This is a genomic window from Brucella anthropi ATCC 49188 (assembly GCF_000017405.1).
Classification (GTDB): Bacteria; Pseudomonadota; Alphaproteobacteria; order Rhizobiales; family Rhizobiaceae; genus Brucella; species Brucella anthropi.
Genome location: NC_009668.1, coordinates 641,675 through 666,302 on the forward strand (window position 1 = coordinate 641,675; position 24,628 = coordinate 666,302).

Genomic DNA, 24,628 nt, shown 5'->3' on the forward strand with positions numbered 1-24,628 from the left:
TGATTACTTCGGTTCGGCCGGGTTCGGCTTGTACTCGAACTTGCCTTCCTTCAGTTCCACACGGCGGGCTTCCATCTTGGCTTCCGCTTCGGCAGGGGCAATGCCCTTGACGTAGATGATGTCGTTGCCGCCTTCCTTCATCAGGCTGAACGGCGTGTAATCCTTGCCGGTTGCCTGGCTGGCCTTCACGTCGGCGATAGCCGCATTCAGGATCGGGCGGAAATTCCAGATCGCATTGGCGAAGACCGTGTCGGGATAGCGCGGCGTATAGTCGATCAGCGAGCCGATGGCCTTGATACCGCGTTCCTTGGCGGCATCGGCTGTGCCGATGCGCTCACCGAACAGGATGTCGGCACCGGAGTCGATCTGGGCAAGACCGGCTTCGCGTGCTTTCGGTGGGTCAAAGAAGGTGCCAATGAACGATGCGATGAACTTCGCATCGGGACGGGTTTCCTTCACGCCATCCTGAAAGGCATTGATGAGCATGTTGACTTCCGGGATCGGCACGGCACCGACGGAGCCGAAGGTGCCGGACTTGCTCATCGCGCCTGCCAGCATGCCTGCGAGATAGGCAGATTCAAAGTTCCAGGTGCCGAAAACACCAAAATTATCGCCCTGCGGCTTGCCGGAGGAGCCCATGACGAAAGCCGTCTTCGGATAATCGCCTGCCACCTGGCGCGCTTCGCGTTCGACGGCATAGGATTCGCCGACGATCAGCTTGATGCCCTGTTCGGCATATTCGCGCATGGCGCGGGGGTAGTCGCTCGCTGAAACGCCCTCGGAGAAGACATATTCGATGACGCCGTCGTCATTTGCCTGCTTCAGTGCCTCGTGAAGGCGGGAATTCCAGGCATTCTCGACCGGCGAGGCGTGGATGCCCGCGACTTTCAGCTTTTCATCGGCCGCAAAGACGCGAGTGGTCATTGCCGTTGCGCCGAGTGCTGCCGACATTGCGAGAATGTCGCGACGGGTAAAGTTCGGTGCTTTGATGATTTTGGTCATAGGACCCCTCTTTTGTGTTTTCGGCGTGCCGGGAATGCACTGCCGGTTGCTTCGTTTTGTGTGAGCAGAATGTATGAGCAACGGTTCTATCTTTGCTCAATCTGCCTCGAATACAAGCGAATTAGGCTGCGGCCTGAAAATTAGGCATGGGGTTTCAAGCCGCGACTGTTCCGGTTCGTTCATCCGGCAATGTGCCGGGTAGGCCGAAACTGTTGATATTATTAGCCGATTGGCGCGTAATCAGCCCCGTCAACCGAAGACGGACGGCCTTCGAGGTTGAGGCGGCTTATGCGCTGCGGTGTTTCGGCGATGACCTTGCCACGCTTCACGACGGTCAGGCGGTTTGCCTTGAGCCGCAGCGCTTCAATTGGATCGCGCGCCTGCAGCACCACGAAATCGGCATTGCAGCCCTTTGCAAGACCGTAGCCTTCGAGGCCCAGCGCCTTGGCGGAATTGACGGTGAGTGCATCGAAAACCTGCTTCTTGCCTTCGATCGACGTCATCTGCGCCACGTGAATGGCCATATGGCCGACTTCCAGCATGTCGCCGGAACCCATCGAGTACCAGGGGTCCATAACGCAATCGTGGCCGAAAGCGACATTGATACCGGCAGCCATCAGCTCCGGCACGCGTGTCATTCCGCGGCGCTTCGGATAGGTGTCCGCGCGGCCTTGCAGCGTGATGTTGATGAGCGGGTTCGGGATGGCGTTCATCTTTGCTTCCGCAATCAGCGGAATGAGTTTCGAGACGTAATAATTATCCATGGAATGCATGGAGGTGAGGTGCGAGCCGGATACACGGCCCTGCAGGCCAAAACGCATGGTCTGCGCCGCCAGCGTCTCGACATGGCGCGACATCGGATCGTCGCTTTCGTCGCAATGGATATCGACCGGCAGCCCGCGTTCAGCGGCAATGCGGCAGAGTTCCTCCAGCGAGGCTGCGCCATCAGCCATGGTGCGCTCAAAATGCGGAATGCCGCCGACGACGTCGAGGCCCATATCGAGCGAGCGGTTGACGAGATCGACCGCGCCCGGCGAACGGTAGTAACCATCCTGCGGGAAGGCCACGAGCTGCAGATCGATGTAAGGCTTCACCTTCTCGCGCACTTCGATCATCGCTTCAGCAGTGAGAAGGCGCGGATCGCTGACATCGACATGGCTGCGAATGGCCAGCAGGCCCTGCGAAACGGCCAGATCGCAATAACGCAGCGCGCGCTCGACCATGGCTTCAACGGTCAGCATCGGCTTCAGTTCGCCCCAGAGCGCGATGCCTTCAAGAAGCGTACCGGAACGGTTGAGGCGTGGCAGGCCAAGCGACAGGGTCGCGTCCATATGGAAATGCGGATCGATGAAAGGCGGGGTCACGAGCCGGTCGGTCGCATCGATTTCCTGAGCCGCCTGATGCTCCCCCTTGGAGGGCCCGATATCGGCAATCTTGCCGTCCTTGACCAAAATGTCCTGCTTCTCGCGACCGTCGGGGAGATTGGCGTTTCTCACGATCAAATCGAACATCGGCAGGACCTTTCGTCTGGATATGCAAGAACAGAGCTCAAAAATATGGGCTCATTTTCCAATTGCCTTATACCCTATATCCGGTGGGCGCAATGCCGGGGGAAGCTGGAAGGGGTCGTCATCCTCAATGGAAAATGCTAGGCCCCGCAATCATCTTTGTAGGATTGCCATGTTCACGATCAGTCGCGTCGAAACCTTTAGTCAGGAGATCAAGAAAAGTCGATTTCTGGCCATTGCTTCGCCTGTCGCAAACGAGCAGGCGGCGAAGGATTTTTTGAGCGAGCATTCCGATCTGTCGGCGAGCCATAATTGCTGGGCCTGGCGCATGGGGCAGAACTACCGTTTCAGTGACGACGGTGAGCCAAGCGGCACGGCAGGAAAGCCGATCTTGCAGGCAATCGACGGCCAGCAGCTGGACAATATTGCAGTCGTGGTTACGCGCTGGTTCGGCGGCATTCTTCTGGGAAGTGGTGGCCTGATGCGCGCCTATGGCGGCACTGCCGCTACCTGTCTGCGACAGGCTGAGAAAACAGAAGTTATCCCGCTGGTCGGATTTCAGTTCGCCTGCGATTTTTCAGATCATGCGCTGCTAAAAGCACGTCTGACGGCGGTGGAAAACCTTGCTATCGCGCAAGAGAATTTCACCGGTACCGGCGTGGAAATGGCGGGCACGATGCCCATCGCCGCGCGGGATGAACTATCCCGCCTCGTCACCGATCTGACGCGCGGCAAGACGATTATCGCATTTGATGACTAGAGCATGTCTCCCAAAAGTGGGGACCGGTTTTGGGATAAAGACATGCTTAAAAACAAAGAGATAGAGTGTTTCCAATGATTCAATCAAAACAGGAAATGCTCTAGATTGTACCGCTCGTATACTGCTGGCGCTTGTTCTCATACATCAGCAGGTCGGCGCGCTTGGCAACGGTTTCCAGCTTCTCGCCCGGCATGCTGGTTGCAGAGCCGATGGAAAGATTGAGCTTGAGTTGGGAATAATACTGGTTGTTGATATCGACCAGCCGCTGAATGTCCTCGACCATCGCCTCGGCGCCGCGCTCATCGACATAAGGCAGCACGATAGCGAATTCGTCACCGCCAATGCGTGCGGCATGGCCCGGCTGCTTCACGGCTTCATTCAGCACTTCTCCGATGCGTCGCAGCAATCCGTCACCTGTCGCATGGCCCCATTGATCATTCGCGGCCTTGAGGCCGTTGAGATCGATGATGATGACTGAAACGGGCGTATGGCCCTTGCGCTCAAGCCGGTTAAGCTCATCGACATAATAGGCGCGATTGTGCAGCTTGGTCAGCACATCGTGCTTGCCCAGATATTCCAGATAGGCCTCGGCCTTCTTGCGCGCCGTGATGTCGGTAAGTGCGACCTGCACCAGCGACCAATCCGTCTCATGTCCCGGCAGAACAGAGAACTGCAGCAGAACATGCCGTTCGGACCCATCGAGCGCATAGTTCACCACTTCGCGACGCTGGAACAGGATTCCGTTCCACAGATCGATCAGTTGTTCGCGGAAAGAGGCTTCCATCTCATCCTTGAAGATATGCGGCAGGTTCTGCAGCAGCGTTTTCTTGTCGGATGCGAGGAAGAGGGCCGTCGTCTCGGTGTTGATTTCGAGCACGCGGATCTCGCTCATGCACTGGCGCACGAATTCTGGATGCACGTCGGTAAACACCCGAAAATCAACGATGCCGCGCTGGCGCACATCGTCCATCAGTTGCTTGATGCGGCTGAAATCCTCGACCCAGAGCGAAACCGGTGAATGTTCGAAGAGGCCCACGGCGTGCTGTTTGTGCCGATCCTGCTCGCGGCGGGCATTCTCGCGAGCGGTCACATCCTCGATGGAAAGCAGAACCCGCTCCCACGTGTGTTCATAGCCGGGAAGCACGACGCCCTTGAGCTGGATGTCGAGCCGCTTGCCGCCGAGCGAATAGTTGATGGTGTCGCTTGAGAAAGTACCGCCGCCGTTCCAGAGCTGGACCATCTCATCGATATGCGGGTCCAGCATGTCGTCGCGAAACACGCGTTCGAGGTTGGCGACCAGATGACTGACGCTGTCCGCCTCGAAAAGCGAAAGCGTCTTGCGGTTGACCTTCAGAACCCGGATATGGCTGGTGCAGATGCGCAACCGGGTCGTGTCTTCGTGCAGGAAAGCCCCGAGATCGGTAACGCCAAGCGCACGCCATTCTTCGAACTGCTTGCGCAGACCGCTATAATCCTCAAGCCACAGGGAAATTGGCGCAAGGTCAAAAATATTGGCGCTGTCGCTCAAGGCAGACTCGATATTCATGGATTTCCCGCTCTACCATTGGCTTCCCGCATTTCCGAAACTGAGGCGTTCAGGATATGCGTCCAAACCGGATTCTCTTTTCCCATCGGGAAAAGCCGCGATGGATTATTGGGAGCGCGTTATATTACGTGAGGCTCAGATAAACTAGAGGTTTTAGTGTAAAAACACTTCGCTTTTTACGAAAAATACAAAGGGCGGCCCCTTGGGGCGCCGCCCTGAATAGATATATAGGCGGCTATCAGTTCTCGATCGGCAGCCGATGGCGCACGAGCGTTGTCCAGTACGAGCAACCCCAGGCAATGACATCGTCGTTGAAGTCATATTTCGGATGATGGAGATTGGCGCTCGGGCCGTTGCCGATGTTGATCATCGCGCCCGGCACCTCGTTCAGCATGAAGGCAAAGTCTTCACCGCCAAGCGTTGCCGGCATATCCCGAGCCACGCGGTCAGCGCCCGCAACTGCATCGGCAGCGATTGCGGCCAGTTCTGTCTCGCGCTCGTGATTAACGGTGACCGGATAGCTGCGCTGATAGTCGAGCGTGGCCTTGGCGCCGAAAGCATCGGCAATGCCCTGCACGGCGCGAGCCAGCTTTTCCTCGATATGGTCGCGCACTTCCTCACGAAGCGTGCGGACCGTACCGGTCAACCGGATTTTCTGCGGAATCACGTTGAAAGCATCGCCGCCCTGAATGGTGGTGATCGAGATCACAGCGGAATCCAGCGGGTCGACGGTGCGTGCGGTCAGCGTCTGGATTGCCTGAATGAGTGCTGCCGTCACCGGGATGGGATCGATGGTCTGGTGCGGCGAAGCTGCATGTCCGCCAACGCCCTCGATGGTGATGTCGAGAATGTCAACCGATCCCATGATCGGGCCGGAATTGATGATGAAGTGTCCGACGGGAAGATTCGGGCGGTTATGCATGCCGTAGACTTCATTGACCGGCCAGCGCTTGAACAGGCCGTCGTCGATCATCGCCTTTGCGCCTGCGCCGCCTTCTTCGGCAGGCTGGAAGATAACGATGACGGTGCCGTCGAAGGCGCGGCTTTGCGCCAGTTCGCGGGCAGCGCCCAGAAGCATGGTCGTATGGCCGTCATGGCCGCAGGCATGCATTTTCCCCGGCACTTTCGATGACCATTCCGCGCCGGTTTCTTCGAGGATCGGCAGTGCGTCCATGTCGGCACGCAGGCCGATGGCGCGACCGGAACGGTTCGACTGACCGCGAATGACGCCGACGACGCCGGTGCGCCCGATACCAGTCACGACCTCATCGACGCCAGCGGCGCGTAGCGCTTCGGCAACTTTTTCGGCAGTCCGGTTCACATCGTAAAGCAGCTCGGGGTTTTCGTGCAGGTCACGACGGAACGCGACGAGTTCGTCCAGCTGGTTCGATGTCCAGTTTTCAACCGGCATGTCAGGCTCCTTTTGTGTTGTCTTCGGCGGTGTCGAGGCGGTAGCGGAAATCGCAATGGCTTGCGCCCTTCATGATGGTCTGCGAGCGTTCCAGCTTCATTTCGGGATTGTAGCCGATGCAGAAATCGCCATCGCGATTGCAGGAAAGCAGGTGACCGATATGGCCAAGACCCATCTCGCGGTACATTTCCGAATAGCGGCAGCGCGTAACGTTGAAATCGAAATGATCTTCGCCCTGCGAAATCACGTCGATCTCCAGTGCGTTTTCCTTCGTCCACAGCGGCTGGATATCGGCAAAGTCCTGTATCGTTGGCGTGCGGCCCAGCTCGTCGGCAAAGCTCTTGCCCTGTTCGATGGCCGAACGGCTGACTGCTTCGCCGATTGCAGCCTGCGCTTCTTCCTCACCGGAGCGCTCGCGAATAACTTCGTAAACATTCTTGAGAACCAGCGCTTCGATGCGGCGACGTTCGAGAATTGACATTTGATTCATGGACCTGACCTTTCACATGAACGTTAAATGAGCGGGACTAGAGATTTGGCTCGGTGAGATCCTTGCGCCGAAGCCATGCGAGATAGAACGGCGCGATCTTCCGCGCGACTTTATGAAAAGGCAGTGGTGCCGGTTCCGAGACGGGCAGGGCAAGTTCCTGCACAGGCTCGCCGTCGAGCGCCCGTGCGAATTCACGCCCGAGCGATGTGCCAAGCGCAACACCGCGCCCGTTGCAGCCGATCCATGCCCAGCCATTGGGGCCGAGCTGATGAACGCGCGGGAAACGATCCCATGTCATGCCGATATAACCGCTCCACACATGGGTGATTTCCGGCTCGCCAAGTGCAGGGAAAGCTTCCGCCATGTTGCGCGCCGTCTTGCGCTTGACGCGTTCTGCGATGTTGAAATTACCCATTACCACGCCGCCGGTAATCAGCCGGTTGCGGGCATCGTAGCGGAAGAAGCGCAGATCGCCGCGCGTATCGGAAACCGCCTGCCGTCCCGGCAAAATCGTCGCCCGCAGATTGTCGCTGACAGGTGCCGTCGCCATTTGCCACGAGAGTACCGGCACGATGGTGCGGGCTAGGCGCGGGGCAAGCCCTTCGCGCAACTCGCCGGTATAGGCGTTGGTGGCGAGCAGAAAGCCCTTGGCACGAACTGTGGCGCTGGCGGTCTTGACTTCCCAATAGTCGCCCACCTGGGCATAGGAGATGACCGGGCTTTGTTCGTGAATGATTGCGCCGTGGCGTTCGGCTGCGGCTGCAAGCCCGCGCGCGAAAGCCAGCGGATTGATATGGCCGCCGGTCGGGTTGAACATGCCGCCATACCAGAAATCGCTGCCCAACAGCCGCGATGTTGCGGCGCGGTCGAAAAACTCTGCCGGGAAGCCGAAACGTTTCCATGCGTCCACGCGGGTTTGCGAAAGCTTCACCCGGCCCGGCGAATGGGCAGGCTGGAACCAGCCGTTCTGTTCGGCCTCAGCGTCGATATTTTCATCACGCACGATGGAAAACAGAATGTCGGCGCTATTGCCGATCAGTCTGGCAAAACGTTCACCTGATGCGCCGTAGCGTTTGGCGATTGCATCGGGTTCCGCCGAAGTCATGGTCGGAATGACCTGTCCATTGTTGCGCCCCGATGCGCCCCAGCCGACCGCATTGCCTTCCAGCAGGATGACGCGCTTGCCGCGTTTCGCCAGATGGAGCGCTGCTGAAAGTCCCGTAAAGCCACCGCCGACGATGGCGACATCGGCTTCCGCATCATTGTTCAGCGGCTTTGCTTGTGTGCGGGCAGGGGCGGTGGCAGCCCAGATGGAGGGTGGAAAGACTATGTTCTGCATGGTGTCACGCATTTTCCAAACGAGGAGGCGTCCAGCCCTTGCCAGGAATGGAGGCAAGGAGGCGCTGTGTATATTCATGTTGCGGATTAGCGAAGACCTCAGCCGTCGGACCTGCTTCGGCGATCTCACCCTTCGACATGACGATGATGCGGTCGCAAAGCTGGGCCGCGACGCGCAGATCATGCGTTACGAAAAGCAGCGACAGGTTGAGCCGTTCGCGCAAGTCTGCGAGCAGGCGAAGAACCTGCGCCTGTACCGAGACATCGAGCGCGGAGACCGGTTCGTCGGCGACGATGATGCGAGGTTCCAGCGCCAGCGCGCGGGCGATGCCGATGCGCTGCCGCTGTCCGCCCGAGAACTCATGCGGAAATCGGTCGGCGGCAGCGGGCGAAAGCTCAACTAGTTCCAGCAGTTCGCGGGCCTTTGCATGCGCCTGTGCCTTCGGTACACCATGGACGATTGGGCCTTGTGCGATGAGGTCCACGACGCGGCGACGCGGGTTGAGCGAGGCCATCGGGTCCTGAAAAACCATCTGGATGTCCTTGCGCATGGCACGCACTTCACGCGGACTGGCGCTCAGAAAATCCCTGCCATTCACATCGACCTTGCCACTATCGGCTTCAAGCAGACGGGTGACGATGCGCGAAACGGTTGTCTTGCCCGAGCCGCTTTCGCCAACGACGCCGAGCGTTTCGCCCTGACGTAGTTCGAACGAAAGGTCCTTTACGGCGGGCACGGCGCTGCGTTTGCCGGTGAGCAAGCCACCGCGCGCCTTGAAGGTTTTGCGTAAAGCGCTCGCCTTGAGAATGATCGGTTGTGTGTTCACCGATGGCTTCGGTTCGGGCGGAGTGAGAGCTGGAACCGATGCGATCAGCGCTTTGGTATAAGCGTGCTGCGGATGGTTCAGCACTTCGTTTGCCGGGCCTTCCTCGACCAGTTCGCCAAGCCGCAAAACGGCCACGCGGTCGGCAATTTCCGCCACCACGCCGAAATCATGCGTGATGAACAGGATGCCGGTATTGTGTTCGCGTTGCAGGTCGCGGATCAGTTTCAGGATTTGTGCCTGCGTGGTCACGTCGAGCGCCGTGGTCGGCTCGTCGGCGATGATGAGGCGCGGTTTCAGGATCAGCGCCATGGCGATCATGACACGCTGGCGCTGTCCGCCCGAAATCTGGTGCGGGTAGGCGTTATAGGCGGATTCAGGGTCCGGAATTTTCACTTCCGCCAGCATGTTCAGCACGGCGGCGCGACGTTCCTTGCGACCGAGTTTCGTGTGCAGGCGCAACACTTCATCGATCTGCCAGCCGACCGTCTTCTGCGGGTTGAGCGCGGTCATCGGCTCCTGAAAGATCATGCCGATGCGGTCGCCGCGCAGCTTCTTCATGTCGGCTTCGCTGAGCGAATAGAGATCGGTGCCTTCAAGCCTGATTATGCCATTGGTCACGCGCACATGCGGTTCCGGCAAAAGGCGCATGATTGCGCCTGCCGAAAGCGATTTGCCGGAACCGCTTTCGCCGACGAGGCAGACGATTTCGCCGGGATTGATGGTCATTGTCAGGTCCTGCAAGGCGTAAGGGCGGTCGGCGCCCTTTGGCAGCGCGATCTGCAGGTTTTTGATTTCCAGAACGGGTGCAGCGGTCATTATTTCTTCTGCCTCGGATTAAGCGCGTCGTTCAGGCCTTCGCCAAGCAGGCTGAAGGAGAGAACGGTGAGCAGAATTGCGATGCCGGGAATGACCGAGCAGAACCAGTCGGTGCGCAGCACAGCACGACCCTGACCGATCATGTTGCCCCAGCTCGCATAGTTCGGGTCACCGAGACCGAGGAAAGCGAGCGCGCTTTCCATCAGGATGGAGGTGGCCATCACCACGGATGCGAAGACAATCACCGGCGGCAGGGCATTCGGCAGGATTTCACGGAAGATTATTGAGGCATTCCCGACGCCGAGATTGCGCGCTGCATCGATGAATTCGCGCTTGCGCAGCGCCAGAAATTCGGCGCGTACCATGCGGGCAGGCGCGGTCCATGACACGATGCCGATGCAGATGATGATGTTTTCAATCGATGAACCGAAGATTGCCACCAGTGTCAGAAGCAGTACGAAGCTTGGAACGGTCTGGAAGGCTTCGGTGATGCGCATCAGAACGTCATCCACCCAGCCGCCATAATAGCCGGCAAGAGCGCCGATGATGATGCCGATCACGATAGAAATCAGGGTGGCGACCACGCCGATCAGAAGCGAAATGCGCGCGCCATGGACGATGCCTGCCATGATATCGCGCCCAAGCTGGTCGGTACCAAGCGGCGTTGCAGCATTGACGAATGGCCAGACGAGCGGATCGCCTGCGCGCCGCAGCGGGTCGCCGGGCGCAATGACATCAGCCAGCAACGCGATCAGGACCACGGCGATGAAGAGGATAAGGCCTAGTACGGCGGCGCGGTTGCGGCTGAAGCGCTGCCACAGAACTTTCGTGCGGGAGACCTGCGGGCGGGTGAGGGAGATGTCCTGTGAAGTCATGACAGTTCGATCCTGGAATCAAGCCGCGCATAGATGAGGTCGGTGATGAAATTCACGATCACCACCAGCACCGAGCACAGAAAGATGATGCCCATCAGCGTGTTGAGGTCGCGCTTGATCACGGAAGTGTAGGCAAGCTGACCGAGGCCGGGCAGCGAGAAGATTGTCTCGATCACGACGGAGCCGCCAAGCACAGTCGAGAACTGTAGTCCGAGCAGCGTAACGACAGGCAGGAATGCGTTGCGCATGATGTGATGAAACATCAGCCTTGCACCGCTGGCGCCCTTGGCTCGTGCGGTACGAACATAATCGAGGTCGGCCACTTCCAGCACGCTGGTGCGCATCAGGCGCATGTAGAAGGCGAGATAGATGAGCGAAAGCGCCGTCGTCGGCATGACGAGGTGCACGGCAATATCCCAGACATTCTTCCAGCCGGTGTAAAACCCGGCAATCGTCTTGTAACCGCCGACCGGCAGCCAGCCGAGCTTGACGGAAAAGATGAACATCAAGATGAGGCTGAGAAAGAAGCTAGGCATTGCATAGAAGACAAGGCCGAGCGTGGAAATCGCATTGTCGGTCAGCGAATAGGCGCGCCGCGCGGCGAAAGCTCCGAGCGCGATGCCGAAAATGAAGGCCACCGAAAGCGAGGAAACCATGAGCAGGAGCGTCGGCACGAGGCGGGCCATCAGTACGTCAAGCACCGGCTGTTCGTAGACGTAGGACCAGCCGAAATCGAACTGCGCCAGCTTGGTCATGTAAATCCAGAGCTGTGTCCAGACCGGCTGGTCAAGGCCGTATTCGGTGCGCAGATTGGCGACGAATTGCGGATCTGCGCCGCCCATGTCACCGACAAGTGCGTCCACGGTATCGCCGGGCGCGAGCTTGATCAGCAGGAATGACCCGATCATGATGAGAAGAATGACGGGGATCGCCTGCAAGATGCGCCGCAGCGCAAAAGTCAGGATCGGGGGCAGGGGCATTGCGGGTTATCCTGCAAGATATTCATTTCAGCATTCATGAAATTGGGGAACCGCTGCCGGATGACCGGCAGCGGCTGGTATTGCTTATTGATCGATCCACAGATCGTACCAACTGGAAGAATCCCAGCGCGGCGTGTTGTGGTGGTTCTTCAAGACCTTGTTGGTCACGCCGACGAACGGATGTTCGATGGCGAAGATGACCGGCAGGTCTTTCATCTCAAGCTGCTGGATCTGGTGATAAAGATCGGCGCGCTTGGTCGGGTCGAGCTCGCTCGCGGCCTTGTCGATCAGGCTGTCCATTTCGTCCGATTTGTAGTCGAACTGGTTGGACCATGCGGTGCCGACCGGAGCGCCGGAGCGCAGCCAGACGGTGGTGGAAACAGCCGGATCGGAGCGGAATTGGTGCCAGCCGCTTGCCGTGTCGAAGTCATGGTCACGATAGACACCGTTCAGAAAGCCCGGCGCATCGTTGGTCAGGATCTGGACGTCGATACCGACTTCCTTCATCGCCTGAGCATAATATTCGGCCCAGAGCTGCGTATATTCACCCCATGGTGCCGGGCGATGACGCAGCTTGAAGCGGATGCCGTCGGGGCCAGCCGGATAACCGGCTTCGTCGAGCAGTTTCTTCGCCTTTTCAACATCATACGGGTAGGTTTGGACCTGATCCGTGTAATTGGCGCCGCCGGCGCTTGGGATCGGGCCACGGCCCGGCTTGGCATAGCCGCGCATGATTGTCTTGATCGCAAAGTCGATATCGAGCGCGTGATAGATCGCCTGACGAACTTTCAGATTGGCAAGGATCGGATTGCGCAGATTGAACTCGATGGTCGAGTGGGCAACGTTGTTTTCGAAACCCTTGGTGCCGGTGTCGAAGCGGCCATCCTTCTGGAGGCGCTCGGTATCCGACATGGAAATGCCGTTGAAGGCGGTTTCCATCATTTCACCGGCTTCAAGCGCTGCGGCAGCAGCGGCCTTGTCCGGCATGAAACGCCAGACGATGCGGTCGAGATAAGGATATTCCTTGCCACGCCAGTAATCGTCGTTGCGCTCGGCAATGATGTGCTGGCCACGCTCATATTCGACGAACTTGAACGGTCCCGTGCCGACCGGTGCGGCGTTGTACTTGTTCTTGAGAATATCCGTGCCTTCATAAAGATGCTTCGGCACCGGATGACCGAGATCAGGCATGGCGGCGACGAGCAGCTCCAGCGGCATCGGCTTGGAATAGCGGAACACTGCCGTGTGCGGATCGGTGCAATCGACGGCTTCGAGATTGGCCTGAAGCGTGGTCGAATAGTTGAGCAGCTTCTTCCAGAGGTTCATCGCGCTGTACGAAACGTCATCGCAGGTGAAGGGCTGGCCGTCGTGCCAGCGCACATTCTCGCGCAGCTTGAAGGTGATAGCCTTGCCGTCTTCCGAGGAAGACCAGCTTGTCGCCAGAACCGGCACATAGCCCTCGTAGGTGCGATCGATCAGCGGCTCCATGATGCGGCCGGTGATCTGATAGACACCGGTGGAGGCGCGCAGCGCAGGGTTAAGCACACCCTGCTCGGTGTTCATATGGACGATGACAGTGCCGCCGCGCTTCACTTCTTCGGCGTGCGAAGACGCCGTCGCAAGCGAAAACGCCGCTAGAAACAGGCCAAGGCCAGCTTTTCTGATATGCATTCTCTGTTCCCCTGAAGGACGTTGAGGGAGGGCTTTCCAGCCTCTTTTCCCGCACGTCCCAATATTGTTCAAGCCCCTGAAATCGCAACGAAATGCCACCTCAGAGGGTCTTTATTGTATGCAAGCATTGATATGCTAGAATCCGTGGCGATAATGTCAAGATAAACTAATATCGCGGGCAAAATTGGTAAAATTTCTCGACCAGCCTGCGTTAATAAATGTCGATTTTCTACGACGGAGTTTGTTGATGAGCCAGAATTCCCCCGAGCAGAACGCAAACTCGGGCAAAAACGAGCGCGGCGCGGTCTGGATCACCGGCGCCGGGTCGGGCATCGGCGCTGCCATGGCGCGAAGGTTCGCACGCGAGGGCTGGCGGGTGGCGCTGACGGGCCGCAAGGCGGATGCACTTGCAGCGATTGCCGAGGCGATCGTCTCCAATGGTGGCGAGGCGCAGATATTTCCGGCGGATGTTCTCGACCGGGAGGCAGTTGCCGCTACTGCCGGAGCTATCGTCGAATGGGCAGGTCGTCTTGATGTGCTCTGCAACAATGCCGGTCTCAATATTCCGCGCCGTAGCTGGGCGGATATTGATTTCGATTCATGGGACGATGTCATCGACATCAACATCAAGGGTGCAATCAATGTGATTGCCGCTGCTCTGACGCCTATGCGTGCGCAGGGTGGTGGGTTGATGATCCACACATCGTCCTGGGCAGGGCGGTTTTCATCGCCCGGCGGCGGTGTTCCTTATGGTGCGTCCAAACATGCGCTCAACGATCTGAGCGCCAGCCTGAATGCGCAGGAAGGGCCGAACGGCATCCGGTCGACCGTGCTATGCCCCGGTGAGGTGGCGACGCCGCTTCTGGCGCGTCGTCCGGGCTTCGATCTCTCTCGCATGGATGATGTCATCCAGCCCGAGGATATGGCTGAAACCGCCCTCTATGTTGCCAATATGAATCCCAAGGTTACGATCCACGAGATTGTTCTGGCTCCGACCAAGAAATAGAAAAGGAAGTTTTGTATGTCTCATCCGGTCAAAGGCGTCGATCATATTTTCCTGCTGGTCGGCGATCTGGAGAAAAGTGCCGAACAATATCGCCGTTTCGGATTTACGCTGAGCCCGCGCGGCCTCCACAGCAAGGAAAAGGGCACCGGCAACTACACCATCATGTTTCCGGAGGATTATTTCGAGCTGCTCGGCATCGTCGCCGAGACGCCGGGCAATCTGCATCAGCGCGAGAAGCTGGCAGCGCAGGGCGAAGGTCTCCATGCCATTGCCTGCCGCATCGACAATGCGCGCGATGCCAAGGCGGAACTGGGCGTGCTGGGCATCAAGACCGGCGAGGTTGGCGCGTTTCAGCGTCCGGTAGAACTGCCGGGCGGTGGCGAGGGTGTTGCGGCTTTTGAAACGGTGTCTTTCGCGGAAAGTGAAGTGCCGCAAGGTATGGTCTTCATGTGCCAGCACAAGACCCGCGAAACAGTCTGGCTGCCGGAACTGATCGAACATGCAAATGGTGCAAATGGCCTTTCCGCCATTGTTGCCATCTCATCCGATCCGGAAGCCGCCGCCAAAGGTTTTGCCCGCCTGTACGCCAATGGCAAGGCAGAGGCACAGGATGGTGGCTGGAAGGTTTCGACAGGCTCACGTTCGGCAGACATATGGGTTGTGAGTGAGGAGAAAGCCGCTGCAATCTATCCCGGTGTGGATTTTGCCCGGACACCGGGCAAGGCTTTCGCCGTTCTGCGCATCCGGGTCGCATCGCTGGATAAGGCGCGCGGCGTTCTCGATGCCAACGGAATTTCCCACGTGAAGACATCTGCGGGCATCGCCGTGCTGCCGGAAAATGCCAGCGGCACGGTTCTGGAGTTCTCGGAACAGTAAGGGTTTGAGCAAGCGGGGCTGTGAGGCCCCGCTTTGCTAATCAGCGCGGAAAGCGCTGGTTTTCTTCCAGTACGTTCAGGTCCATGTGGTTGCGCATATAGCGCTCGGACGCCTTTTGCAGCGGCTGGTAGTCCCATGGATAATAGGCGCCGTTGCGCAACGCCGGATAGACGACGTGGCGACGAGCCTGACTGGCCCGGACGTCGGCATCGTAGCGTTCCAGATTCCAGCGTTTTTCAGCTTTGGCCAGAAGGTCGTCCAGAACGGTTTTGAATTCCGGCAGTTCCGCCAGATTGCGCAGCTCGTCGGGATCGTCGGCAAGGTTGAGCAATTGTGGCGGGTCGGCGCGGCACAGGTTGAGCTTCCAGTCGCCATCCCGCAGCGAGATCATTGGCGCAATGGTGCCTTCGGCTGCATATTCGACCGGAACCGCACCGCGTTCGGCTGTACCGGAGGCAACATCTGTCAGTGAAACGCCGTCGGCCCACGGCATGATGCCCTTGAGGTCGATCCCGGCAAGGTCGGCCAGTGTCGGCAGAACGTCGAGCGTCGAGACGGGCGCATCCACGCGGCCAGCCCGCAATTGCGGGGCCGCAATCATCAACGGGACGCGAGCGGAGCCATCGAAGAAGCTCATCTTGAACCACAGGCCGCGTTCGCCAAGCATATCGCCGTGATCGGAAGTGAAGACGACAATCGTGTCATCCGCCATGCCGCAGCGTTCGACGACATCGAGCAGGACGCCGATCTTGTCATCCACATAGGAGATATTGGCGAAATAGGCCTGACGTGCCGTGCGAACCTGTTCGCGGGTCAGATCGTAGTCCTCGGCCTTGCAGGCCCGTAACAGGCGTTCGGTGTGCGGGTCGATCTCGCTTTCAGCCAGCGGTCCGATTTTCGGATCAAGTTCGGGAATGCCCGCATAGAGATCGAAGAAGTGCTTGCGCGCTACGTAAGGGTCATGCGGATGTGTGAAACTGACCGTCAGACACCATGGCCGCTCGTCGTGGCCGCGCGCCAGATCATAGAGCTTTGCTTCGGCCTGATAGGCAACTTCATCGTCATATTCGAGCTGGTTGGTGATTTCGGCGGAACCCGCTCCGGTGATCGAACCGAGATTGTGATACCACCAGTCGATACGTTCACCGGGCTTGCGATAATCTGGCGTCCAGCCGAAATCCGCCGGGTAGATGTCGGTGGTGAGCCGCTGCTCGAAACCGTGCAGCTGATCCGGACCGACGAAATGCATCTTGCCGGAAAGCGCCGTCTGGTAGCCAGCGTTGCGGAGATGATGCGCATAGGTCGGGATTTCAGACGAAAACTCCGCAGCATTGTCATAGACGCCAGTTCGAAACGGCAACTGGCCCGACATGAACGATGCACGCGCCGGGGCACAGAGGGGGCTCGCGGTGTAGCAGTTGGCAAAACGGGCGGAATGTTCGGCAAGCTTTCTCAGATTGGGAACATGCAGGAATTCGGCCGGGCCGTCCGGAAAGAACGTGCCGTTCAGCTGATCGACCATGAGGATGAGGATATTCGGCTTTTTCATTGTGCGGGACCGTTGGCAAGTGTGGGAACGCGAAACGGCGGGCGCTGAAACGCCCGCCTGCAAACTGCGTGTTGTTCTCGGTTAAAGACCGAGGTTTGCCTTGACGGCTTCCGCGCCCGGTTCGCCCTTGAATGTGGTGACACCCGCAAGCCATTTGTCGATCTGGTCCGGATGCGCCTTCAGCCATTCCTTGGCGGCTGCAGGACCTTCCGCACCTTCATCGAGAATCTTGCCCATCAGCTCATTCTCGATATCGACAGTGAAAGTGAGGCTCTTGAAGAACGTTGCGGCATTCGGGCACTGCGCGGCCCAGCCGGTGCGGCCAAGCGTGTAGACTTCCGCGCCGCCGAAATTCGGGCCGAAATAGTCATCGCCACCCGCCAGATATTCTATCTTGAGCTTGTTGTTCATCGGGTGCGGCGCCCAGGCCAGAAACACGACCCATGCCTTATCCTTGTTCTTGCGATCCACCTGCGCGAGCATGGCCTGCTCGCTCGATTCCACCAGCTTCCAGCCATCGAGCTTGAACTTCTGGTCCTCGATGATTTTCTGGATGTTCTGGTTGGCAGGCGCACCCGGCTCGATGCCGTAGATTTCCTTGCCAAATTTGTCCGCATGGGCGGCAAGATCGGCAAAGTCCTTCACGCCTTCGCTTGCCACATAATCCGGCACGGCCAGAGTGAACTTCGCCCCTTCGAGATTCTTGACGATGACTTCGGCGGCTTTCGCCTTGTCGAGATCGTCGCGGAACTTCTGCTGTGCGGGCATCCAGTTGCCGAGGAAAACGTCAAGATTACCGGTCTTGAGCGCCTCATAGCCGATCGGCACGGACATGGTCTTTACATCGGGCTTATAGCCGAGACCTTCCAGCAGCACGCTTGCGACGGAGTTGGTGGAGGTGATGTCGGTCCAGCCCGGATCGGACAGCCGGATGGTTTCGCAAGCTGCGGGATCGGCAGCAGAAGCCGCTCCTGAAAGCCCCGCCAGTGCCGTGAACGTCAGTGCCGCAATCTTCAAGTAGCGCATTTTGTGACCCCTCCTATAGATTAAGACCAGTTATGTCTTATGTTCCTACTTTAAGGAGAACATCATTTAGGCTAAGGAAAAACCCATTCATTTTTTATCGAAGCTATAGAAAGTATTTATGGTTTCTCCATCCTGGGACCTTGGCAGCCTTGGCGTTTTCGAAGCGGTGGGACGATTGGAAAATCTGACCCTTGCAGCGCGTGAACTCGGCATGACGCAACCGGCGGTCAGCTATCAGATAAAACGCATCGAGGAGCGTCTGGGCGTCGCATTGTTCGCTCGACGGGCCCGTGGTGTCGAGATATTGCCCGAGGGCCGCATTCTTTATGAAGCAGTGCGCTCCGGTCTCGATGGAATCGATGAGGCTGTGCAGCAGATAAAACGTCGCCAGCGCGCGCCGGGACTGCGGATCGCGACCGACTATGGCTTCGCGACGTTCTGGCTGATGCCGCGTGTCGCGCAGTTTCGCCCGAAACATCCGGAGGTGGATGTGCGCATCACGGCATCATCCATGCTTCAGCCGCTCGACCGGCGTGACGCGGATATTTCGGTCCTTTTCGGCGGTCGCGAGGATTTCCCGAAGGACGCTATCGCCTTCATCGGTGAAAAAGTCGTGCCGGTCTGTTCGCCTGCCTATCTTGCCGAGCATGGCCCGTTTCCGGATGGGAAACGGCTGGGTACCGCTTCACTGCTGCATCTTGATACGCTGCAGGGTGATCGCTGGTTCACATGGCAGTCATGGCTCGATGCTATCGGTGAGGACATCGAGGACGGCAATTACGGGCTGGTCTTCAACACCTATAATCTGGTGATCGAGGCAGCCATTGCCGATCAGGGGGTGGCGCTTGGCTGGGCGGGGCTGATCGACGGGGCCGTGCAGCGCGGGCAGCTTGTCCATGCTTGCGAGGTGTCGCAGACGAGCGACAAAGGTTATTGGCTGGTCTTCAATCCGGACATTTCTGCGGGCGCGCGCAAGCTCGCACTGGAATTGCTGCAAGCAGCAGACGAAAGCTGATATTGTAAGAAAGCAGTCGCGATCCTACTTTTGCACATCATTCAATATCTGACGCGCTTGCCAAAAGCGCGCGGTTTTTTAAGAGGTGTCGATATGATTACCTGGAACCGGATCGATGAAACGAATTGAACTTCTGATCGAAAATATCATTCTGGCGTCACGCTGGCTGCTGGTTGTCTTCTATCTCGGCCTCGCCGTCGCGCTGGCGATCTATGCTGTATCCTTCGTGGGCAAGCTGTTCGATTTTGCAACGAAAGTTACCGCGCTGAATGATACCGACACGATCCTGAAAGTCCTAGGGCTCATCGACGCGGCGTTGATTGCGAGCCTCGTGGTGATGGTCATCATTTCGGGCTATGAGAATTTCGTCAGCCGCTTCGATCAGGCTGGCGACGAGGTGCATTGGCTTGGCACCATCGATGCGGGCTCGCTCAAGATCAAGGTTGCCTCGACCATCGTGGCGATCTCGTCGATTCATCTGCTGCAGATATTCCTCAACGCCACCACCTACACGTCAAACCAGTTGCTGTGGTTCACCATCATCCATCTGGCATTCGTGTTTTCGGCGCTGTTCCTCGCCTATATCGACAAGCTCACGGCCAAGGATAAAGGCGGGGCTAAAGGCAAGGGCAAGATCGAGCCGAATATCTGATGCTCTCGGATATAATTCATTGAAAAGACCCGGCTTTTGCCGGGCCTTTTGTTTTGAAAGACGAATGCAGTAAAGTTGGTTTCAATCAATGTGAAGAAGCTGCCGATATGCATTGCAGGCAGCGGTGTGGCTCCATTTCAACCTTGTGCTAGACTGACCTTCTTTGAGAGGAAGGGCTGACCATGACACGTCTGACGGCGAAGGATTTCCCGCAAGAACTTCTCGAACTCTACGATTTCTATGCCCATGGTCGGATAACCAAACGAGAGTTTCTGGACAAGGCTGCAAAGTTTGCGGTCGGCACCATGACGGCCACAACCATACTGGCCTCGCTCAGTCCCGATTATGCGATGGCGCAACAGGTCGAATTCACCGATCCCGATATCCATCCCGAATACATCACCTATTCGTCACCGGAAGGAAACGGCGAGGTTCGAGCCTATCTGGTGCGACCGGCCAAGCTGCAGGGCAAGCTGCCCGCCGTCGTGGTAGTGCACGAAAATCGCGGACTGAACCCGTATATCGAAGACGTCGCCCGCCGTGTCGCAAAGGCCGGTTTCATCGCACTCGCGCCCGACGGTCTCACCTCGGTTGGTGGCTATCCCGGCAATGACGATAAGGGCCGTGAATTACAGCAGCAGGTCGACCCGACCAAGCTGATGAACGACTTCTTTGCGGCGGTCGATTTCATGATGAAAAGCGATCTGACGACCGGAAAGGTCGGCATTACCGGCTTTTGCTATGGCGGTGGTGTTGCCAATGCGGCGGCGGTCGCCTTTCCGGAACTCGCAGCCGCTGTGCCTTTCTATGGCAGGCAGGCTCCGGCGGATGAAGTGTCGCGCATCAAGGCGCCTATCCTGTTGCACTATGCCGAACTGGACACCCGCATCAATGAGGGCTGGCCCGCTTATGAGGAAGCGTTGAAAAAGAACGGCAAGACCTACGAGGCTTACATCTATCCGGGCGTCAATCATGGCTTCCACAACGATTCCACACCGCGCTACGACGAAGCGGCGGCGAAGCTCGCATGGGATCGGACAATCGAATGGTTCAAGCGCTATCTGGCCTGAAGTTAGAGCATGTCTCCCGAAAGTGGGAACCGGCTTCGGGATGAAGACATGCGTGAAAACGAACAGATAGGGCGCCGATCTGATGCAATCAGATCGAAACGCGCTCTAGGCCTTCGCTTTCAGGGCCTTGAAGACGTTGACGGCTATCACGACGACAATACCGATTAGAACCGCAAGTACAGCCTGCAGGAAGGACGTGGCGATCCATTCGAAGGCGGCTGCAAACCGGGTGCCCTCGGTCGGCAGGTGCGAGACGATGGAATGGATGAAGGCTTCAACGCTATGGATGCCGATGGAATCCAGCCCATGTACGATGATGCTGCCGCCGACCCAAAGCATGGCGATGGTGCCAACAGTGCTCAGAACCTTCAATATGATGGGCATGCCCGCGACCAGCCCCTTGCCGAGTTGCCTGCCGAAAGCCGTGTGACTGTTGCGCACGAGCGAGACGCCCATATCGTCGAGCTTCACGATGATGCCGACCACGCCATAAACGGCGAAGGTGATCAATATGCCGACTGCGGCGAGGATGGCTGCCTGCGTATAGATGCTCGACGGAGCCAGGCCCGCCAGCGTCAGCGCCATGATTTCCGCCGACAGGATGAAGTCCGTGCGGATCGCACCGCTGACGGTTGTTTCCTCGATCTCCTTGGCAGTCGTGCCCTTGGTTTCCTCATGTTCCTCTTCCTTGTGCGGGATGAAGAACTCCACCAGCTTTTCCGTTCCTTCAAAGGCCAGATAGACACCGCCGATCATCAGAAGCGGCATGATGAAGGATGGTGCGAAATAGCCGAGGATGAGCGCCAGCGGCAGCAGGACGATGAGCTTGTTGCGCAGCGATCCCTTGGTGATTTTCCAGATGACCGGCAATTCACGTTCCGGCTTCAGTCCCACAACATATTTCGGCGTAACGGCCGTATCATCAATCACGATGCCTGCAGCCTTGGCGCTGGCCTTTGCCGTCTGTCCTGCAACATCGTCGAGCGAAGCTGCCGCCATTTTCGCAATGGCTGCGACATCATCGAGAAGCGCGAACAAGCCGGACGCCATGGGGAACCTTTCTATATTGCTGTTGCAGGTAGCTAAACTTTGAATGGGCAGTACGTCTAGATGGAAATCATCATTGCCTGCAACTGTATCTGAAATCGATACAATCTGTGCATGATTGTCAATGTTTCAATGATCATACCGATGGCTATATTGGCGGTAACACAACAGGAGAGATAGCCATGCTTAATCAGATCAAGGGCCTCCACCACGTGACCTCGCTTGCCGCCGATGCGCGCTCCAATAACCGCTTTTTCACCGATACTCTGGGACTGCGCCGCGTCAAGAAGACCGTCAATTTCGACGATCCGAGTGTCTATCATCTCTATTATGGTGATGAACTAGGCACGCCCGGCACTGTCATGACCTATTTCCCGTTTCCCGGCATGCCGCGCAGTCGCGATGGTACGGGCGAGGTGGGGACGACGGTATTTGCCGTGCCGCAGGGTTCTCTTGGCTTCTGGAAGGATCGTTTCGAGCAATCCGCCGTCAAGATTGAATCCGACGACGAAGCGTTCGGCGAAAAGCGTATCCATTTCCGTGGACCGGATGGCGACAGTTTTGCACTGGTTGAAGTGAAGGACGATCCACGTGCGCCGTGGGCACATGAGGGGATTGATGCCGAGCACGCCATCCGTGGCTTTCATTCGGTCTCAATGCGGCTTCGCGACGAAGGCGCGACCTCGGAACTGCTGAAATATATGGGATATCAGAAGCTCGATGCGAAGGACGGTGTCACCCGGCTCATCATGCCGGAAGGCAATGGTGCGGGCGTCATCGATCTGGAAACCTTGCCAGCAGTTGGTCGCAACCAGCAGGGTGCCGGTTCCGTGCATCACGTGGCATTCGCCGTCGAAAACCGCGAGAAGCAGCTGGAGGTGCGCAAGGCGCTGATGGATACGGGCTATCACGTCACACCGGTCATCGACCGCGATTACTTCTGGGCGATCTATTTCCGCACGCCGGGCGGCGTGCTGTTCGAGGTGGCGACCAACGAGCCCGGTTTCGACCGCGACGAGGATACGGCCCATCTCGGTGAAGCGCTGAAGCTGCCGGAGCAGCACCAACATCTGCGTGGCTATCTCGAAGAGCATCTGGACAAGATCTGAAGACGTCGGGACAGGAGATTGAACATGACAATCCAAACCTATGAGCACCGGCTGAAGGCCGGTGCGAACGGAGCGCCGCTGTTCATCGTGTTTCACGGTACGGGCGGCGATGAAAACCAGTTTTTCGGTCTGGCGGAACAGCTTTTGCCGGAAGCGACCATCGTGTCGCCACGCGGTGATGTGTCGGAATATGGCGCTGCGCGCTTCTTCCGCCGCACAGGCGAGGGCGTCTACGATATGGAAGACCTCGCTCGCGCCACCGACAAGATGGCCGGTTTCATCGCTGGCCTTGTGGCGCAGCACAAGCCATCCGAAGTGATCGGGCTCGGCTATTCCAATGGCGCCAATATCATGGCGAACCTGCTGATCGAGAAAGGCAGGGTGTTCGACAAGGCGGCACTTCTGCATCCGCTGGTGCCATTCAGGCCGAAGGACAATCCGGCGCTCGAAGGCGCGAAAATTCTGATGACTGCCGGGCGGATGGACCCGATCTGTCCGCCGGATCTGACAGAAGCGCTTGCACATTATTTCGAGCGCCAGAAAGCTGATGTCGAGCTGGTCTGGCATCCGGGCGGGCACGAGTTGCGCCAGACGGAACTGGCCGCCGTTCAGTCACTGCTCCAGAATTAAGCTCAAAGCCACCGTTCAATTTTGTACGGCGGCATTATTGTTCTGGCTCTCTTGTAAAAAACAATATACATTATATTTAATTGTATATTGAAAATAGGGTGCCATGATGGATGCGATTTCGGGCCGAGCGCCAGCCCATGAAAACAAGATGACGCGCACGGAAATGGAGGGGCGGGCAACCGAGGTTGCCGAACTCCTCAAGACGCTGTCGCATCCGGCGCGGCTTATGCTGGCCTGCACGCTTGCAGAACGGGAATATTCGGTTGGAGAGCTGGAGGAAGCGCTTGGCATTCACCAGCCGACACTGTCGCAGCAGCTGGGCGTGCTGCGCGAAGCGGGCATTGTCGAAACCCGTCGCGAAGCGAAGCAGATTTTCTACCGGCTGACGGAAGCCAAGGCCGCACAACTCATCGAGGCGCTTTACGGCATTTTTTGTGCACCGGAGGAGCGGGCATGATCACAACCTATCTGCAATCATTGGCAGGCGGCATGTTGCTCGGTCTTTCCGCAGTCCTGCTGCTTGTCTTCAATGGGCGCATCGCCGGGATCAGCGGCATCGTCGGGCGGCTTCTGGGCGGCAAACAGGTTCCAGCCAATGCGGTCTTTGTCGTCGGCCTCGTTCTGGGGCCGATTATCTATGCGGCAATTTATGGTTCCTTTCCCCCGGTCACGATGGCTATGTCCTGGCCCGTCATCGTCGTGGCAGGACTTCTGGTCGGTATCGGAACGCGGATGGGATCGGGCTGCACATCCGGTCATGGCATCCTCGGCATGGCGCGGTTTTCCAGGCGTTCGATAGCCGCAACGCTCACCTTTCTTGTAACCGGCATCGTGGTGGCCAGCATTTCGGGAGCATTGCTATGAAACAGTCGGCATATGCGCGTCTGGCCATGACGCTGCTTGCGGGCGCGATCTTTGGTTTTGGCCTGTCGCTGTCGGGCATGATCGATCCGTCGCGGGTGACGGGTTTTCTGAATATTACCAGCGGTCACTGGGACCCGAGTCTTGCCTTCGTGCTGGGCGGTGCCCTCCTGGTGGCTATCCCCGGCGTGATGTTGCAGCGGCGTATGGCGCGGCCGGTGCTGGACCAGTCTTTCCATCTGCCGGAGAATACTGAGATCGACCGTCGGTTGATTACCGGTTCTGCCATTTTCGGTGCGGGTTGGGGGCTGGCAGGCTTTTGTCCAGGCCCTGTCGTGTCCGCACTGTCCATGGGGATGCCGCAGGTATGGCTCTTCGTTGCAATGATGGTTTTGGGAATGATTTTCCACGATCGTATTATGACGAAGTATTCATAGGAAAATCATTCCGGGCGGCGAAATTCCGGACAAAAGGCAGCAGAAGCATTCAAATCTTGAACTCTTTGGTCAAATTACCCTTTTAATAGGGAGATGAATGAGTTAGGCACCCTCTGAATGATCTTG

24 protein-coding genes are annotated in these 24,628 nt (G+C 57.8%); 11 read left to right on the forward strand and 13 right to left on the reverse strand.

What is annotated here, in order from left to right; genetic code table 11:
- Window positions 1-3 precede the first annotated feature (3 nt).
- Both OANT_RS17145 and OANT_RS17150 read right to left on the reverse strand, forming a co-directional pair.
- Window positions 4-1,002 (reverse strand): BMP family protein, encoded by a 999-nt coding sequence (locus OANT_RS17145; RefSeq protein ID WP_012092745.1) that lies wholly within the window; start codon window positions 1,000-1,002, stop codon window positions 4-6.
- Window positions 1,003-1,223: 221 nt separating this feature from the next.
- Window positions 1,224-2,513 carry an amidohydrolase family protein gene (locus OANT_RS17150; protein WP_012092746.1) on the reverse strand — a complete coding sequence of 430 codons (1,290 nt, stop codon included), beginning with the start codon at window positions 2,511-2,513 and terminating at the stop codon, window positions 1,224-1,226.
- Window positions 2,514-2,682: 169 nt separating this feature from the next.
- Between OANT_RS17150 and OANT_RS17155 the strand changes: the two genes are divergently transcribed.
- A complete protein-coding gene (locus OANT_RS17155) occupies window positions 2,683-3,270 on the forward strand; it encodes an IMPACT family protein (RefSeq protein WP_040128375.1) in 588 nt (195 codons plus the stop codon).
- Between the two features lie 100 nt (window positions 3,271-3,370).
- Here OANT_RS17155 and OANT_RS17160 read toward each other — a convergent pair whose 3' ends face one another.
- From OANT_RS17160 to OANT_RS17195, 8 genes are all read right to left on the reverse strand, one after another.
- On the reverse strand, window positions 3,371-4,816 hold the full coding sequence (locus OANT_RS17160; protein ID WP_012092748.1) for a sensor domain-containing diguanylate cyclase: 1,446 nt from the start codon (window positions 4,814-4,816) through the stop codon (window positions 3,371-3,373).
- Between the two features lie 238 nt (window positions 4,817-5,054).
- Window positions 5,055-6,227 carry a M20 aminoacylase family protein gene (locus tag OANT_RS17165; RefSeq protein ID WP_012092749.1) on the reverse strand — a complete coding sequence of 391 codons (1,173 nt, stop codon included), beginning with the start codon at window positions 6,225-6,227 and terminating at the stop codon, window positions 5,055-5,057.
- A gap of 1 nt (window position 6,228) precedes the next feature.
- On the reverse strand, window positions 6,229-6,717 hold the full coding sequence (locus tag OANT_RS17170) for an L-2-amino-thiazoline-4-carboxylic acid hydrolase (RefSeq protein WP_012092750.1): 489 nt from the start codon (window positions 6,715-6,717) through the stop codon (window positions 6,229-6,231).
- 37 nt (window positions 6,718-6,754) lie between these two features.
- The gene (locus OANT_RS17175) at window positions 6,755-8,056 is read right to left on the reverse strand and encodes an NAD(P)/FAD-dependent oxidoreductase (protein WP_012092751.1); all 1,302 of its coding nucleotides are present in this window, start codon (window positions 8,054-8,056) and stop codon (window positions 6,755-6,757) included.
- Between the two features lie 4 nt (window positions 8,057-8,060).
- Window positions 8,061-9,698, reverse strand: coding sequence for an ABC transporter ATP-binding protein (locus tag OANT_RS17180; RefSeq protein WP_012092752.1), 1,638 nt, complete (start codon window positions 9,696-9,698; stop codon window positions 8,061-8,063).
- A complete protein-coding gene (locus OANT_RS17185; RefSeq protein ID WP_012092753.1) occupies window positions 9,698-10,573 on the reverse strand; it encodes an ABC transporter permease in 876 nt (291 codons plus the stop codon). The genes OANT_RS17180 and OANT_RS17185 overlap by 1 nt, the downstream gene beginning before the upstream one ends.
- Window positions 10,570-11,553, reverse strand: a complete 984-nt coding sequence (locus OANT_RS17190; protein ID WP_012092754.1) for an ABC transporter permease — start codon at window positions 11,551-11,553, stop codon at window positions 10,570-10,572. Before OANT_RS17190 ends, OANT_RS17185 begins: the two co-directional genes overlap by 4 nt.
- A gap of 84 nt (window positions 11,554-11,637) precedes the next feature.
- The gene (locus tag OANT_RS17195) at window positions 11,638-13,224 is read right to left on the reverse strand and encodes an ABC transporter substrate-binding protein (protein ID WP_012092755.1); all 1,587 of its coding nucleotides are present in this window, start codon (window positions 13,222-13,224) and stop codon (window positions 11,638-11,640) included.
- 247 nt (window positions 13,225-13,471) lie between these two features.
- Here OANT_RS17195 and OANT_RS17200 point away from each other — a divergent pair, with 247 nt between their 5' ends.
- Window positions 13,472-14,230, forward strand: coding sequence for an SDR family oxidoreductase (locus tag OANT_RS17200; protein WP_012092756.1), 759 nt, complete (start codon window positions 13,472-13,474; stop codon window positions 14,228-14,230).
- A gap of 15 nt (window positions 14,231-14,245) precedes the next feature.
- Window positions 14,246-15,106, forward strand: a complete 861-nt coding sequence (locus tag OANT_RS17205) for a VOC family protein (RefSeq protein WP_012092757.1) — start codon at window positions 14,246-14,248, stop codon at window positions 15,104-15,106.
- Between the two features lie 40 nt (window positions 15,107-15,146).
- Here the strand turns inward: OANT_RS17205 and betC are convergent, their stop codons facing one another.
- Together betC and choX are read right to left on the reverse strand one after the other, a co-directional pair.
- Window positions 15,147-16,655, reverse strand: a complete 1,509-nt coding sequence (gene betC / locus OANT_RS17210; RefSeq protein WP_012092758.1) for a choline-sulfatase — start codon at window positions 16,653-16,655, stop codon at window positions 15,147-15,149.
- Window positions 16,656-16,736: 81 nt separating this feature from the next.
- Window positions 16,737-17,681, reverse strand: a complete 945-nt coding sequence (gene choX / locus OANT_RS17215; RefSeq protein ID WP_012092759.1) for a choline ABC transporter substrate-binding protein — start codon at window positions 17,679-17,681, stop codon at window positions 16,737-16,739.
- Between the two features lie 118 nt (window positions 17,682-17,799).
- Here choX and OANT_RS17220 point away from each other — a divergent pair, with 118 nt between their 5' ends.
- From OANT_RS17220 to yghX, 3 genes are all read left to right on the forward strand, one after another.
- Window positions 17,800-18,696, forward strand: coding sequence for a LysR substrate-binding domain-containing protein (locus OANT_RS17220; RefSeq protein ID WP_012092760.1), 897 nt, complete (start codon window positions 17,800-17,802; stop codon window positions 18,694-18,696).
- Window positions 18,697-18,811: 115 nt separating this feature from the next.
- Window positions 18,812-19,348 (forward strand): TIGR00645 family protein, encoded by a 537-nt coding sequence (locus OANT_RS17225; protein ID WP_010658524.1) that lies wholly within the window; start codon window positions 18,812-18,814, stop codon window positions 19,346-19,348.
- Window positions 19,349-19,530: 182 nt separating this feature from the next.
- Window positions 19,531-20,418 (forward strand): YghX family hydrolase, encoded by an 888-nt coding sequence (yghX, locus tag OANT_RS17230; protein ID WP_012092761.1) that lies wholly within the window; start codon window positions 19,531-19,533, stop codon window positions 20,416-20,418.
- 105 nt (window positions 20,419-20,523) lie between these two features.
- Here the strand turns inward: yghX and OANT_RS17235 are convergent, their stop codons facing one another.
- Complete coding sequence (locus tag OANT_RS17235) at window positions 20,524-21,468, reverse strand: DUF808 domain-containing protein (RefSeq protein ID WP_010658526.1); 945 nt, start codon at window positions 21,466-21,468, stop codon at window positions 20,524-20,526.
- A 179-nt stretch (window positions 21,469-21,647) separates the two neighbouring features.
- Here OANT_RS17235 and OANT_RS17240 point away from each other — a divergent pair, with 179 nt between their 5' ends.
- The 5 genes from OANT_RS17240 (at window position 21,648) to OANT_RS17260 (ending at window position 24,502) form a co-directional block, all read left to right on the forward strand.
- Entirely contained in the window at window positions 21,648-22,574 is a 927-nt protein-coding gene (locus OANT_RS17240; RefSeq protein WP_012092762.1) for a VOC family protein, read from the forward strand.
- Between the two features lie 24 nt (window positions 22,575-22,598).
- Window positions 22,599-23,204 carry an alpha/beta hydrolase gene (locus OANT_RS17245; protein WP_012092763.1) on the forward strand — a complete coding sequence of 202 codons (606 nt, stop codon included), beginning with the start codon at window positions 22,599-22,601 and terminating at the stop codon, window positions 23,202-23,204.
- Between the two features lie 106 nt (window positions 23,205-23,310).
- On the forward strand, window positions 23,311-23,661 hold the full coding sequence (gene bigR / locus OANT_RS17250; RefSeq protein ID WP_012092764.1) for a sulfite-sensing transcriptional repressor BigR: 351 nt from the start codon (window positions 23,311-23,313) through the stop codon (window positions 23,659-23,661).
- Entirely contained in the window at window positions 23,658-24,068 is a 411-nt protein-coding gene (locus OANT_RS17255) for a YeeE/YedE family protein (protein ID WP_012092765.1), read from the forward strand. The genes bigR and OANT_RS17255 overlap by 4 nt, the downstream gene beginning before the upstream one ends.
- Complete coding sequence (locus OANT_RS17260; protein ID WP_012092766.1) at window positions 24,065-24,502, forward strand: YeeE/YedE family protein; 438 nt, start codon at window positions 24,065-24,067, stop codon at window positions 24,500-24,502. Before OANT_RS17255 ends, OANT_RS17260 begins: the two co-directional genes overlap by 4 nt.
- Window positions 24,503-24,628: the final 126 nt, after the last annotated feature.